The organism is Nocardioides sp. Soil796, assembly GCF_001429525.1.
Taxonomy (GTDB): Bacteria; Actinomycetota; Actinomycetes; order Propionibacteriales; family Nocardioidaceae; genus Nocardioides.
In genome coordinates this window covers 1-13,991 of record NZ_LMSQ01000014.1, presented here as the reverse complement: position 1 = coordinate 13,991, position 13,991 = coordinate 1, and the positions used below count along the sequence as shown (strand labels likewise).

The window sequence follows — 13,991 nt, the reverse complement described above, 5'->3', positions numbered from 1 at the left end:
CGACGTCGAAAGCTCCACTACGGAAGGAAAGTGCCTTGCCCATTGCGACCTACGAGCCAGGCGGCGAAACGCTGGCGGACCGGCTGGCGGCTGCGCGGGTTCACAATCCCGAACGGGAAGCACTCGTCTGCTATCAGGACAACGGCACGCGCGTGACGCGGCTGACCTACGAGGAGCTCTACCAACAGGCATTGGCCGTCGCCAAGGGGTTGAACGCGCGAGGTGTCCGCCACGGAGATCACGTCGCCCTGTGGCTTCCGAACGGACCCGAGTGGGTCCTGTTCCAGCATGCGACCGCGATGCTCGGCGCCGTTCTCGTCCCGGCGAACTCCTTCTACCGGGAGGCCGAGTTCGAATACCTGCTGCTCCAGTCGGACGCGGCGGTCCTGGTGTACACCCCCCGGTTCCTGAATCTCGACTACGAGCAGGCTCTGAGGAACCTTGCCCCTGAGTTGGAAAGCAGCGGTGCACACCGGTTCGACCGGTTCCCCATGCTGCGCGACGTGGTCTGTGTCGGGCAGGAACCGGGCCTGCCGGGAGCCCTGAGTCTCCAAGCCCTGGTAGATGGCGGGCAAGGGATGACCGACGAGGACCTGTTCAGGATCACGGCGGACGTCAAGCCCGACGACGCGCTCATGATCATGTACACCTCCGGCACCACAGGAGACCCGAAGGGGTGCCTCTTGTCACACGCGAACCTCCTGACGAACTCCTTGCACTTCAGTGAGTCTCTGGAGCTCGACGATGACAGCAGGTACCTCATTCCCATCCCGTTCTTCCACAATGGTGGTTGTGTCCTGGGCCTGCTGAGTGCACTTCAACGGGGGTCGACCCTCATCTCCATGGACAGGTTCGTCCCCGCACTGGCCCTCCGCATCCTGGCCGAGGAGAAGTGCACGCACACTGGTGGGGTCCCGACCATCTACATCGCCCTGTTGCACGATCCCAGCCTCCAGGAGTACGACTACAGCACCATGAAGATGGCGTTCATGGCGGGCGCGCCGTGCCCGGTCGAGGTCAGCAGGTCTGTCGAGAAGACCTTCGGGATGACGATCATCATCGGTCTGGGCATGACCGAGAGCTCCCCACTGATCACGATTTCGCGCAAGGAAGACCCCTTCGAACAGCGAGTGGGATCTGTGGGCCGCCCGAAAGGTTGCGAGGCGAAGATCATCGGCCCGGACACTGGAGAAGAGGTGGGCCCGGGTGTCGACGGCGAGCTGCTCACCCGGGGCCCCAACGTCATGCAGGGCTACTACAAGATGCCCGAACAGACCGCTCAGGTTCTCGACGAGGACGGCTGGCTGCACACAGGCGACATGGTCAGGTGCGACGAGGATGGGTTCTACTACGTCACCGGACGCCTCAAGGACTTGTACATCGTGGGGGGCGAGAACGTCGCCCCCGCGGAGGTCGAGGCATTCATCCGCACCCACCCGGCCGTTCAGGACGCTTATCTCGTCGGCGTCCCGGACGAGAAGTACGGCGAGGTCGGGCTCGCGGTCGTCCAGTTGAAGGCAGATCACGAGGCGACGGAGGCCGAGCTCATCGACTACTGTCGGGGAAAACTTGCCAGCTTCAAGGTTCCTCGATACGTCGAGTTCGTCACCGAGTACCCGCTGACGCCGGCCGGTAAGGTGAAGAAGTTCGTCTTGCAGGACGCCTACACGAAGTCCATGGACCTTAAAGGCTATGGTCCCACGGCCTGAACTCGCTCCGAGCGCGGGTTCGAGTACCGGCGCGTGGAGAGACATCGAGAACGTCTCGTCGTCGTCGCGAGTGGCCTTCATCGAAGGTGACGAGCCACGGATGCTGCGAGCAGCGGCCCTCGCGACGCAAACCGGCCTCTGTCGACCGGTGCTCCTCGGGAAGTGGTCGGAGATCCAGCGTGCTTCCCGGGACCAGGGCATCGACGTGGGTGCAATCGACACGCTCGATGTCAGCGACCCCGCCGTTCGCGAACAGTTGGTGCGCGACTTCGAGCGTCAGGTGGGCCCGGCGACCGACCTTCGCAGCGCGACGCTGTCGAACCCCGCCGCCTGGGGTGCGACGCTGGTCCGGTGCGGATGGATGGACGCAGCCATCGGAGGAACGCGTACCACCAGTGCGGACATGCTCCGTGCCGGTCTCTCGTGCATCGGGCTGGCGCCGGAACGATCCACCGTCAGTGGAGCGATCTTTCTCGACACTCAGCGACCGGACGTCGGATCTGGAGGCACGCTCGCCTTCGCGGATGCTGTGGTGACCCCCATGCCCACCGTCGATCAGCTCGCCGACATCGCGGCGGCCACGGCCCGATCCTGGCGAGCCTTGATGAGGACCGAGCCGCGTATCGGTTTTCTGTCCTTCTCCACGCGGGGCAGTTCCGGTTCCCCCCACGTCCAGCGCATCCGCGACGCCGTCACTCTCTTCAGACGGAGGTTTCCCGAGGAGGCCGTCGACGGAGAACTGCAGTTCGACTCAGCCGTCTCCATGGCTGTGGCGGAGCGCAAGCACGCGACCGGCGCACTGGCGGGCGCGGCCAATGTTCTTGTCTTCCCCAGCCTCGATTCGGCCAACATTGCCTACAAAGTGGCGGAGCAACTGGGGGGCGCACGGGCACGGGCCTTCCTACAAGGCCTCGCGAGGCCATTTGCGGACGTATCGCGGGGGTGCAGCGTCGACGACATCGTGACCACCCTTCGAATGCTGCTGTACGACACCCTGCAGAACCCTGAGCCGGAGAACAGTGGACGAGAAGGAGTTCGGAGTTGAACACGGTAAGGATTGCGAACGGACAGGCCTTCTGGGGTGACAGTCCCGCTGCGCCAGTAGCCCAGGTACGCGGTGGTGACATCGACTACCTGACCTTGGACTACTTGGCCGAGATCACCATGTCTGTCCTGCGCAAGCAGTACGAGCGAGACCCCGATGCCGGGTACGCGCGGGATTTCGTCGATCTCATGTCGGAGATCATGCAGGAGTGCATAGAACGAGACATCAAGGTGGTTGCCAATGCCGGAGGAGTCAACCCCCAGGGTTGTGCCCAGGCTCTGCTCGATGTCGCAGCGAGCAAAGGGATCAGCGGGCTGCGGGTCGGCGTCGTCACCGGCGATGACATCATGGCGCAGCTGGACGACCTGGAGAGTGAAGGCGTGCCGTTGCAGAACCTGGACACCGGTACGTCCTTTGACGAGGTCAGAGACCGCATCGCCAGTGCCAACGCATATCTAGGCGCTGAACCGATCGCACGCGCTCTGGCCGATGGAGCGAACGTCGTGATCACCGGACGATGCACGGATCCCGGATTGGTTCTGGGTCCTCTCGTGCATGAGTTCGGCTGGCAGTGGGATGACTGGGACCTGCTTGCGGCGGGCACGGTGGCCGGGCACACGATCGAGTGTGGCGCCCAGGCCAGCGGCGGCAATTTCCAGGGTGGATGGCGCACGATGGACGATCTCGCGCATGTCGGGTACCCCATCGTCGAGGTGAGCGCCGACGGCACCTTCGTCGTCACCAAGCACCCGGGGACCGGGGGCGCGGTGACCACCGCTACCGTGACCGAGCAATTGCTGTACGAGCTCGGTGACCCAGCAACGTACCTGTCGCCCGAGGTGACGGCCGACTTCACCGCCCTTCAGGTGCAGGAGGTCGGCCCGGACCGAGTCGAAGTCACAGGAGCGCGGGGCCGGCCCCCGACGGACTCGTTGAAGGTGTCGATGGCCTACTCGGACGGGTTCCAGGGCGCCGCGATGATCACGTATGCGTGGCCTGACGCGATCGCCAAGGCTGAACTGGCGGACTCTGTCCTGCGGACGCGACTGAAAGACCTTGGCTTGCCCCTCCGAGCGATCCGCACCGATCTCGTCGGATACAACTCCGTTCACGGCCGGGTAGTTCCGCCAGCGGGCTCGGACCAGTCCGAGGTCGTCCTGCGGGTCTCGATCTGGGCAGACGACCCAGACACCGTGAGCAGGTTCGCAGCCGAGATCGCCCCCCTGGTGATGGGCCCGCCCGGCTTCACCGGTCTGCTGGCCGGGGGACGGATGAGGCCGAGCCGTGTGATGGCCTACTGGCCGACCCTGGTCCCCAAGAGTGTGGTGGACCCTCAAGTGATTGTGAGAGATGGCGTATGAGACTCATCGATGTGGCGCACGCACGGTCCGGGGACAAAGGCGACTCCGTCAACATAGGACTCATTGCACGTGACCGCTCGGACTACCCCTTGCTCGTCAAAGAGGTAACGGCGGAACGGGTTGCCCATCACTTCGCTGGAGTCTGCCTCGGCGAGGTGAAGCGGTACGAGCTGCCGAACTTGGGGGCGCTCAATTTCATCCTGACCTCCGCATTGGGCGGTGGAGGAACGACCTCGCTTCGGGTGGACGCTCAGGGCAAAGCCATGGGCGAGGCGCTCCTGTTCATGGAGATCGATGTCTGAGCAGGCCGATGCACACGCGTCGGAGGCCCCGGAGTACGCGGCCGTCGGAGAACCGCCGGCCAAGAGGCGCAGGGAACTGCGTCAGACCCGGCGGCGTATGGAGATTCTCGAGGCGGCGGCCGAGGAGTTCGCGATCCGCGGCTATCACGACGCGAGCCTGCAGAGGATCGGCGACAAGGTTGGGTTGTCGAAGGCCAGCCTGTACTACTACGTATCGTCCAAGAGCGACCTGCTTGCCGAGCTCTTGATCGCTGCGGTCGACTCCCAACCAGCCGAGGTGAGCGAAGGCGAACCTGCCGAACGGCTGCGGGAGTTCATGCACACACACGTCAGTCGTGTCTGCACGACCGTAGAGGGCCAGGCTCTCGCCGACAATAGCGACGTGCTCATGTCCAAGACGGCGCCCGCGAACCTGGCGGCGGCTCGACGACGGTATGAGGACGTTCTCGCCTCCATCTTGAGGTCGGGCATCGCCTCGGGAGATTTCCGGGACGTCCCTGTGCGTCCCGTGGTCAAGTTCATTTTCGCAGGCCTCAACTCGGTTCGACAGTGGTACCAGCCCAGCGGTGAGTTCCCTTTGGAGCGCGTGGTGGACGACGTCATGGGGATCCTTCTCACTGGGGTCCTTGCCGCTGGCCGCTCGTCGAGCATCGAATCAACAGACTTATTCGACAGAACACGTACTGAGAAGTAAGGGAGAACCGTGCAGGTACTGCCCGATCGAGTAGACACCTCCTCCATCGAGTTTCAGCAAAACTTGGACCAGATGCGGTTGAGCCTCGACGAGGTCGCAGAGGTTCGCTCGGCGACACTCCTTGGCGGAGGCGAGAAGTCCGTCGCGCGCCTACGCGCTCGCGGAAAGATGCTCGCGCGCGAACGCATCGAATGGCTGTTGGATGAGGACTCGCCGTTCCTGGAGCTGATGCCCTTTGCGGCGTGGGGCACCGAGTTCACGGTGGGCGCCAGCGTGGTCACGGGCATCGGCGTCATCGAGGACGTCGAGGTCATGCTCATCGCCCACGACCCCACCGTGCGCGGAGGGACCCTGAACCCCCATAGCTTCAAGAAGGTCTTCCGTGCCATGGAGATCGCGAAGGAGAACCGGCTGCCGGTCGTCACGCTCGTGGAGTCGGGCGGAGCCGACCTGCCGACGCAGGCCGAGGTGGCCATTCCGGGCGGGCGGATGTTCCGGGACCTGACTGATCACTCCGCCGCCGGGCTACCCACGATCGCGCTCGTTTTCGGCAACGCGACAGCTGGCGGTGCCTACATGCCGGGCATGTCCGACTACGTGGTGATGGTCCGCGGGAGATCCAAGGTGTTCCTCGGGGGACCGCCCCTGGTGAAGATGGCCACCGGCGAGGAGTCGGACGACGAGTCGCTCGGGGGCGCGGAGATGCATGCCCGGACCTCCGGACTCGCCGACTATCTGGCCGAGGATGAACTCGACGCGATCCGCATCGGTCGCGAGATCGTGCGCCGTCTGAACTGGCGCAGATTGGGCTCGAGTCCTAGCGAGCCGCCCGACGAGCCCCTCTACCCGGTCGAACAGCTCCTCGGCATCCCCTCCTCGGACCCCAAGGTGCCGTTCGACCCACGCGATGTCCTCGCCCGGACCGTCGACGGCTCCAGGTTCGATGAATTCAAGCCGCTCTATGGCACCTCGCTTGTCACGGGATGGGCGTCCATCCACGGATACCCGTTGGGTGTGCTGGCCAACGCGAGAGGCGTGCTTCTCAACGAGGAGGCCGAGAAGGCGACTCAGTTCATTCAACTCGCCAACCAGATCGACACCCCACTGCTGTTCCTCCAAAACACGACGGGATACATGGTCGGCAAGACCTACGAGCAAGCCGGGATCATCAAGGACGGGGCAAAGATGATCAACGCGGTGACCAATAGTCGAGTCCCGCATCTCACCGTCAACATAGGAGTCTCCTACGGAGCGGGGAACTACGGCATGGCTGGCCGAGCGTTCGGACCGCGTTTCCTCTTCTCCTGGGTCAACTCCAGGACCGCCGTCATGGGACCTCAACAACTCGCCGGCGTGATGTCCATCGTCGCGAGGGAATCAGCGGTCGACAGGGGTCTCCCGTTCGATGAGGCTGCCGACGTCGTCATGCGCGAGACCGTTCAGTCGCAGATCGAGCGCGAGCAGACTGCGCTGGCGAACAGCTCGAGGGTGTACGACGACGGCGTTATCGACCCGCGCGATACGCGGACTGTCCTCGGCATCTGCCTGTCCGTGATCCACAACAACGAAGTCCGTGGCCAGCGCGGCTACGGCGTATTCAGGATGTGAACCTTTGTCTTCGATAAGCATGGTCCTGGTCGCGAACCGCGGTGAAATCGCACGACGGATCTTCCGTACCTGTCGCGACATGGGCATCAGCACGGCCGCCGTCTACTCCGACGCCGACATGGACGCGCGCCACGTGGCCGAGGCGGACGTAGCCGTACGGCTGCCAGGGGTGAGCCCGGCGGAGACCTACCTGCGTCCGGATCTCCTGGTGGATGCCGCCCTCAGGGTGAACGCGGACGCCGTTCATCCTGGTTACGGGTTCCTGTCCGAGAACGCCGGCTTCGCCCGTCTCTGCGCCGAGAACGGGCTCACGTTCGTAGGTCCGCCGCCGGAGGCGATCGAGGCGATGGGGTCCAAACTCGCCGCCAAGGCAATCATGGCCAGTGTCGGCGTCCCTACGTTGCCATGGACAGACGTGACCGATCTGGACACGAACACGGTCCGTCAGGCGGCTGAAGACCTCGGCTACCCCCTATTGGTCAAGGCGTCCTCGGGTGGTGGGGGGCGTGGCATGCGCACGGTGCTGGCTCCCGGCGACCTACTCGAAGCCGTCGCCGCCGCCAAGCGGGAGGCCGCTGCTGCCTTCAGCGACGCGACCGTGTTCCTGGAACGACTCGTGGTCTCTCCTCGCCACGTGGAGGTGCAGGTGCTGGCCGACACGTATGGCGGCGTTGCGCACTTGTTCGAGCGCGAGTGCTCGATCCAGCGTAGATATCAGAAGATCATCGAGGAATGCCCGTCGCCCGCGGTGGATGAAGACCTGCGCGAGCGTCTGGGCAGAGACGCTGTGGCGGCGGCCAAGGCCGTTGGTTATGTCGGTGCCGGGACCGTGGAATTCGTGATGGACGGTCAAGGTAAGTACTACTTCCTCGAGATGAACACGCGGCTTCAGGTCGAACATCCGGTCACCGAGCTGGTCACCGGGCTCGACCTGGTCCGCCTGCAGCTCATGGTCGCCCAACACGAACCGCTTCCCGCCGAGGTGTCGAACGCTGTCATCACCGGCCATGCGGTCGAGGCAAGACTCTACGCCGAGGACCCGCTGCAGCAATTCTTGCCACAGACCGGAACGCTCGACACCTTCGACCTCGGGCAGGTTCCGGGGGTTCGGATCGATAGTGGCGTGGAAGTCGGATCGTCGGTCAGTCAGTACTACGACCCCATGGTGGCCAAGGTCATTGCCTGGGCGCCGGACCGGCAGGAGGCGATACGCAAGCTCAGCGCGGCACTCGCCAACGCCCGCATCCATGGCTTGGTCACGAACCGGGATCTCCTGGTCCGCATCCTGCGGCATCCCGAGTTCGTGGCCGGTCACACTGACACTGGATTCTTGACCCGGCACCCCGCCGTCGACCTGGGCCGACCACTGGCCGGACCGGACGCGCAGCGCCTGCATGCGGTCGTGGCGACCCTGGCTCTGGTCGAGCGCAAACGGGCGGGGGCGTCGGTACAGCGCACCGTCCCCGCCGGGTGGCGGAACAACCGCTCGCAGCCGCAGACCATCAGCTTCGATCGGGCACGCACCGCGAGGCCGCCGAGGCCGGAGAAGCACAGTACCGGGTCGCCTACGTGCTGGACCATGGAACTGTTCGCGCACACGTCAACGATGACGGCCTACCTGAGCTGGCCGTCGGTGTGCTCACGCCCCAACGAGTCGTTCTCGAGGTTGACGGTCTCCGCGAAACCTTCCACGTCGAGATCTCCGGTCATGGGGACTCACCGACCGTCCATGTGGATGGCCGCCTCGGCCACACCTCCTTCACCCGGACACCGCGCTTCACCTCCACGGCGTCAGCCGCCCCCGGCGGCTCCCTCATGGCGCCGATGCCGGGCACCGTCGCGAGGGTGCTCGTTGCTGTCGGCGACGACGTCGCTGCTGGAGAACCGCTGTTGGTCCTTGAGGCCATGAAGATGGAGCACACCATGACGAGTCCGCATCAGGGCGTCGTCCGCGAAGTCACGGTTGAGCAGGGGTCAGCAGTGCATGACGGCGAGGTGCTCGTGGTGATCGAGGAGAACGAGAACTAGGCGGCCTCGCCGCAGATGAGCGCTTCCTGCACCCACTAACCGACGTCAACAAGGAGCACCAGATGGACTTGCGTGAAACCGATGAGCACAGCGCTCTCCGAGAGGCCGTGGCGAAGCTTGGACGGTCGTTCGGTCACGAATACTTCGTCGAAACCTCGAAGTCCGGAGCCAAGAGTACGGAGCTCTGGAAGGCTGCGGGACAGCACGGCTTCTTGGGGGTGAATCTGGCAGAGGAGTACGGCGGCGGGGGCGCCGGCGTTTACGAGCTGCAGATCGTGGCCGAGGAGCTGACGGCTGCCGGCTGCCCACTCCTCATGATGGTGGTGTCTCCTGCGATCTGCGGCTCGGTGATTCAGACTTTCGGCACGGAGGAGCAGAAAGAGCGATGGCTCCGACGTCTGGCCACCGGCGAGTCCATCATGTCGTTCGCCATCACCGAACCGGACGCAGGCTCGAACTCGCACAACATCTCGACAGTGGCCCGTCGCGACGGTACCGATTACGTGCTGTCCGGCACCAAGTACTACATCTCCGGTGTGGACGAGGCTGACGCCATCCTCGTCGTCGCCCGAACGGGCACGGACGACAGGGGCCGCGGGAAGCTGAGCCTCCTGGTGGTACCCACCGATGCCGCCGGCCTCACCAAGACGCTCATTCCAGTGGAGATGACGGCACCGGACAAGCAGTTCACCCTCTTCTTCGACGATGTCCGCCTTCCTGCTGAGAGCCTGATCGGGGAAGAGGGCGACGGGCTACGCCAGGTCTTCCACGGCCTGAACCCTGAGCGGATCATGGGGGCAGCTATGGGCAACGGCATCGCTCGATATGCCCTGGCCAAGGCGGCGGAGTACGCCCGAGGACGCCAGGTGTGGGGCGTTCCGATCGGCACACACCAGGGCGTCGCGCACCCCTTGGCGCTTGCGAAGATCAACGCCGATCTTGCTCGCCTGATGACGCAGCGGGCCGCCTGGCTGCACGACGAGGGAGACCCCCTGGCCGGAGAGGCCGCCAACATGGCGAAGTTCGCGGCTGCCGAAGCGGGCATGGCAGCGTTGGACCAGGCCATCCAGACCCACGGCGGGAACGGGTTGTCGACAGAGTACGGGTTGGCCACCTTGTGGGGCTCGATGAGACTCATGCGGACCGCGCCGATCAGCCGAGAAATGATCCTCAACTATGTCGCCAGGCACAGTCTCGGCCTGCCCAGTTCCTATTAGGGGTTCACGATGAGCAACCTGCACGATGACGCTGTCACCTACGAAGTCGTCAACGGAGCCGCCTGGGTGACGCTGAACCGCCCAGACGCACGAAACGCCATCAACTCCGCGATCCGCGCCGGCTTGTTCGAGGCCGTCGACCGTTTCAACTCCGACGGTGAAGCGAAGGTCATGATCCTCACCGGAGCAGGTGACGCGGCCTTCTGCGCCGGAGGGGACCTCAAGGAGATGGCCGAGCAGAGGCTGGGGCCGCCTCCGCCGGACTTCATTCCATACTTCGGCCGCACCGTTGCTGTCGACAAACCCACCATCGCGGCCGTTAATGGTGTGGCCTACGCAGGTGGCTTCCTCATGGCCCAGATGTGCGACCTGGTAGTCGCCGCCGAAAACGCCCGCTTCGCCGTGACGGAAGTGAAAGTTGGCCGCGGGTCGCCGTGGGCGGCTCCCTTGCCGTGGCTGATCCCACCCCGCGTGGCCATGCAGCTTCTTATGACGGGCGATCCCATCGACGCTGTGAGAGCGCGGGAGGTCGGGCTGGTCAACGAAGTGGTCCCTGCCGCACAGCTGCGCGAAGCGGCTCAGGAGTTGGCTGAGCGGATCGCCGCCAATGCCCCGCTGTCCGTCGCTGCATCGAAGGCGATGGTGTACGCATCAGCAGATCGTGGTTGGCATGACGCACTCGATGAGGCGGACCGGATCTGGGAGCCTGTCTATCTGAGCGCTGATGCACAGGAAGGTCCACGGGCGTTCCGCGAGAAGCGCCCACCGCAATGGCAGGGCCGATGAGCTCGAGCCGTCCGAGCATCGGTGGTATCGACGACAAAGGCATGCAGCTCGACCTGCTGCTGCGTGATGTCGCCGCCGAAACGGGCTGCTTGATGAGCATGCTGCTGCCTCTGCCGGTCGTCGCCTGGGAGAAGGCGACGCCCGCGGAAGGGTGGACGGTTCGAGATCAGGTGAGCCACCTGACGTTCTCAGACAACGCTGCGTATCTCGCACTCACCGACCGGGCCGCGTTCACCCAGTTGCTCGCGGAGGCACAGCCGGATCCGATCGCTTTCGTAGACCGTGCGAACATCCCCGGGCGGACGATCGGTGTACCTGAGCTGCTCGGCGGCTTCGTTCAGGCGCGGGTGCAGATGGTGCACTCACTGCGTGCAGTCGATCGGCAGACTCGGGTTCCTTGGTTCGGGCCGCCCATGAGCGTGCTCTCCTTCGTCACTGCTCGGCTAATGGAGACATGGGCACATGGGCAGGACGTGCGCGACGCGCTAGGCGCGGAGACGGTCGCGACCGATAGGCTCAGACATATCACGGATATCGGAGTTCGGGCGCTGCCGAACAGTTTTCGGGCGCACGGGCGACCGATCCCTGCGGCCCCTGTCCGGGTGGAGGTTACCGGCCCTACTGGAGAGTTATGGGTATGGGGTGAAGAGGGAGCGGCGAACCGCGTCATCGGGTCAGCACTCGATTTCTGTCTCGTCGTTACGCAGCGGCGTCACCCGCAGGACACCGACGTGATCACGCGGGGCCCAGTGGCGGCGGAGTGGATAGCGATAGCACAAGCTTTCGCCGGCCCGCCCGGCTCCGGCCGGCGCGCGGGCCAATTTTCTGGCTCTCCTGACTGATCCGTGGGTCATTTCCGGCCGGGGAGGACGGGGCGGTGGCCGCCGAGGTTGAGCATGGCGAGGGCGATGAGGGCGTCCGGGGACTTGAACCCGAACGCGACGCGGGTGAGTAGCCGGATCTTTGGTGTTGACTGATTCGATGCGTCCGTTCGATCTCACCGTCGACTGCACGCCCTGGCGATGATCCGGGCGCTGTCGCCCGGGTGCGGGTGACGCATCAGTTCCATCCGTGGGTCTGTCCGAGAAACGGTGTAAGCAGCGGTTCTCATCTCAGTCCGGACTTCCGAAGATGAGCACACGACCGGCCGAATATGGGGTGTGGCCTGCGGAAACGCCGAAGCGGCGGGTTGGGGTCGTGTTACTACAGAGCCGCGTGACGGGCGTGGGTCAGCTGGTCTCGGGCACGGTGAAGTCGAAGAACCGCGGCGGCTCGGGGAGCTCGAGCGCGGTCAGGATGGCCTTCTGGCCGTTGGTGGTGGCGGAGCGTTGTGCGACGTGGTCGTCGGCGGTGGCCAGGGTGACCAGGTGCATCCGGTCGAGTTCGTTGCGGACGTTGCGCCAGGTGTCGTCGGTGGCGTTCTCGACCACCCGAAGCAGCAAGAGTCCAAGCCAGCACAGTTGGATGTGGGCACGGATCCGGTCCTCGCGGTAGTGGAACACCGGACGGAGCCCGAGGGCGCCCTTCATGTCGCGCCAGCCACGTTCGACCTGCAGCAGCTGTTTGTAGGCCGCGGCGAGGTCCTCGGGGGTCAAGGTGGCATCGGAGGTGCGGAGCAGCCACTTGCCGTCCAGGTGCGACTCGCGCTTGACCGCGGCCGCGTCGACCCGGAGCAACCCGCCGCCGGTGCGGCGCAGATACCTGCGCAGCCGGGCTTGGTCTTCAGCGATCCGACGAACTCGTCGCGACGCCGTGCGGTCCAGGCATCGGACCCGGTGACGAGTTCCTGCAGGTGGGCGACGAGCTGGGTGCGGACCGCGGCGTCCCGGTCGGCCTGTTCGGGGTTGTGGCAGACCACGAACCGCTGCGCCCTCGCGCCGTCGTCGCCATCACCGTTGCCGCCGGGGGCGACCGCGACCTCCTTGACCCGCAGGTTCCCCGCGACGGTGCGGTAGCGGCCCGGTCGGGCCAGTGCTGCAGCGGCCTCGCCGTTGGTGTGACGCAGCTTCTCGGCGTGGATGTAGTGCCCACCACCACGGGTCAGGTAGGCCCGGTTGGCCGCGGAGGCGAAGCCGCGGTCCGCGACCCACACCATCCGGCGCATGTTCCAGCCGGCCAGGTCGTGCTTGACGGTGCGGATGATCGAGGTGTCGCCTGTGTCGCCGGAAAAGGTCCAGCACCGCACCGGGACCCCGTCGCGGGTCACCGCCATCGCGATCACCACCTGGGGCAGGTCGGTGCGGTGGTCCTTGGAGTGCCCGAACTCCCGCTTGGCCTGCTCGACCGGGCGGCTGCCGTCGTCATCGACGACCTCGGCCAGGTCGACCAGCTCGTCGGCGATGTCGAGCTCCCAATAGGTAGAGGTCGTGTCCACGAAAAGGATGTCGAGGTCGAGGTTGAGCAGGTGTGCGACCGAACCGAAGATTTCGGCGGCGATCTCGTCGAGGGCCTCGAGCAGGAACTCCATCGCGGCAATAGGGCATGTATGTCAGATGGTCTGTGTAAGTCACTCGCGGCGGTTTACTCCGCCATCCCGGCGGATGAAAATGGGGTCGGGGCCACCGCTCGTGGTGACGTCGGTCCTCTTTGGTGCCAGAGAGCCCGAGTGTAAGTCTGACGTAAAGCCGTGTCGGCACCCCGGACTGTCGCCCTTGAGCACGACGAGCAGAATCGCTTGATCGGCTTTCGATCAAGCGGTGGTCCTCCAATGGAGAGGAGGAGAGATGGAAGAGCTCGTTGATCGGTGCGCGGGCATCGACGTGGGCCAGGCCGAGGTGGTGGTGTGCGTCCGGGTTCCCGACCGGGTGACCGGGCGGCCTGCTGAACTGATCGAGACGTACGGGACAACCACGCCGGACCTGATGGAACTGCGCGACTGGATGGCCGGTCTGGGTGTGACTCACGTGGTGATGGAGTCCACCGGGGTGTACTGGAAGCCGGTGTACTACCTGCTGGAGGACGACTTCGTGGTGATGCTGGTCCACGTCAAACACGTGCCTGGCCGCAAGACCGACACCATCGATGCGGTGTGGCTGGCCCAATTGTTGGCACACGGCCTGCTGTCGGCCAGCTTCGTGCCGCCCAAGCCGATCCGGGAGCTGCGGGACCTGACGCGGTATCGCAAGGCGTTGATCAACGAGCGCGCCGCCTCGGCCAATCGGGTCCATAAGGGGTCCTTACTGGGTTCAACCGGTGGTAGCAACACCAGCTTGGTGGAGCAATCGTAGGTGCTCGTCGAGGG

14 protein-coding genes and 1 pseudogene are annotated in these 13,991 nt (G+C 64.9%); 12 read left to right on the top strand and 3 right to left on the bottom strand.

Going from position 1 to position 13,991, the window contains the following annotated elements:
• Positions 1-35 precede the first annotated feature (35 nt).
• From ASH02_RS05435 to ASH02_RS05390, 11 genes are all read left to right on the top strand, one after another.
• Entirely contained in the window at positions 36-1,709 is a 1,674-nt protein-coding gene (locus ASH02_RS05435) for an AMP-binding protein (RefSeq protein ID WP_056681119.1), read from the top strand.
• The gene (locus tag ASH02_RS05430) at positions 1,693-2,754 is read left to right on the top strand and encodes a phosphate acyltransferase (RefSeq protein ID WP_082563747.1); all 1,062 of its coding nucleotides are present in this window, start codon (positions 1,693-1,695) and stop codon (positions 2,752-2,754) included. The genes ASH02_RS05435 and ASH02_RS05430 overlap by 17 nt, the downstream gene beginning before the upstream one ends.
• Complete coding sequence (locus ASH02_RS05425) at positions 2,751-4,115, top strand: acyclic terpene utilization AtuA family protein (RefSeq protein ID WP_056681126.1); 1,365 nt, start codon at positions 2,751-2,753, stop codon at positions 4,113-4,115. The genes ASH02_RS05430 and ASH02_RS05425 overlap by 4 nt, the downstream gene beginning before the upstream one ends.
• The gene (locus tag ASH02_RS05420) at positions 4,112-4,417 is read left to right on the top strand and encodes an AtuA-related protein (protein WP_056681128.1); all 306 of its coding nucleotides are present in this window, start codon (positions 4,112-4,114) and stop codon (positions 4,415-4,417) included. Before ASH02_RS05425 ends, ASH02_RS05420 begins: the two co-directional genes overlap by 4 nt.
• The gene (locus tag ASH02_RS05415; protein WP_056681131.1) at positions 4,410-5,111 is read left to right on the top strand and encodes a TetR/AcrR family transcriptional regulator; all 702 of its coding nucleotides are present in this window, start codon (positions 4,410-4,412) and stop codon (positions 5,109-5,111) included. The genes ASH02_RS05420 and ASH02_RS05415 overlap by 8 nt, the downstream gene beginning before the upstream one ends.
• 18 nt (positions 5,112-5,129) lie before the next feature.
• Positions 5,130-6,719 (top strand): acyl-CoA carboxylase subunit beta, encoded by a 1,590-nt coding sequence (locus ASH02_RS05410; protein WP_439117347.1) that lies wholly within the window; start codon positions 5,130-5,132, stop codon positions 6,717-6,719.
• Positions 6,720-6,738: 19 nt separating this feature from the next.
• A complete protein-coding gene (locus ASH02_RS05405) occupies positions 6,739-8,628 on the top strand; it encodes an acetyl-CoA carboxylase biotin carboxylase subunit (protein WP_235538993.1) in 1,890 nt (629 codons plus the stop codon).
• Complete coding sequence (locus tag ASH02_RS26945; protein ID WP_327152810.1) at positions 8,535-8,747, top strand: biotin/lipoyl-containing protein; 213 nt, start codon at positions 8,535-8,537, stop codon at positions 8,745-8,747. Before ASH02_RS05405 ends, ASH02_RS26945 begins: the two co-directional genes overlap by 94 nt.
• Before the next feature lie 62 nt (positions 8,748-8,809).
• Complete coding sequence (locus tag ASH02_RS05400) at positions 8,810-9,964, top strand: acyl-CoA dehydrogenase family protein (protein ID WP_056681139.1); 1,155 nt, start codon at positions 8,810-8,812, stop codon at positions 9,962-9,964.
• Positions 9,965-9,973: 9 nt separating this feature from the next.
• Positions 9,974-10,750: an enoyl-CoA hydratase/isomerase family protein gene (locus ASH02_RS05395; RefSeq protein WP_200951137.1), complete on the top strand. Its 777-nt coding sequence runs from the start codon at positions 9,974-9,976 to the stop codon at positions 10,748-10,750.
• A 41-nt stretch (positions 10,751-10,791) separates the two neighbouring features.
• Positions 10,792-11,592 (top strand): TIGR03084 family metal-binding protein, encoded by an 801-nt coding sequence (locus ASH02_RS05390; RefSeq protein WP_056681158.1) that lies wholly within the window; start codon positions 10,792-10,794, stop codon positions 11,590-11,592.
• An 8-nt stretch (positions 11,593-11,600) separates the two neighbouring features.
• On the opposite strand, the pseudogene ASH02_RS25965 reads toward ASH02_RS05390, so the two are convergent.
• The 3 genes and pseudogenes from ASH02_RS25965 to ASH02_RS05380 form a co-directional block, all read right to left on the bottom strand.
• Positions 11,601-11,745: pseudogene (locus ASH02_RS25965) on the bottom strand (transposase); the annotation flags it as partial.
• Between the two features lie 234 nt (positions 11,746-11,979).
• Positions 11,980-12,426 (bottom strand): IS1634 family transposase, encoded by a 447-nt coding sequence (locus tag ASH02_RS05385; RefSeq protein ID WP_056681142.1) that lies wholly within the window; start codon positions 12,424-12,426, stop codon positions 11,980-11,982.
• Positions 12,342-13,217 (bottom strand): IS1634 family transposase, encoded by an 876-nt coding sequence (locus tag ASH02_RS05380; protein WP_056681147.1) that lies wholly within the window; start codon positions 13,215-13,217, stop codon positions 12,342-12,344. Before ASH02_RS05380 ends, ASH02_RS05385 begins: the two co-directional genes overlap by 85 nt.
• Before the next feature lie 256 nt (positions 13,218-13,473).
• Between ASH02_RS05380 and ASH02_RS05375 the strand changes: the two genes are divergently transcribed.
• Entirely contained in the window at positions 13,474-13,977 is a 504-nt protein-coding gene (locus tag ASH02_RS05375) for an IS110 family transposase (protein WP_056681150.1), read from the top strand.
• Positions 13,978-13,991: the final 14 nt, after the last annotated feature.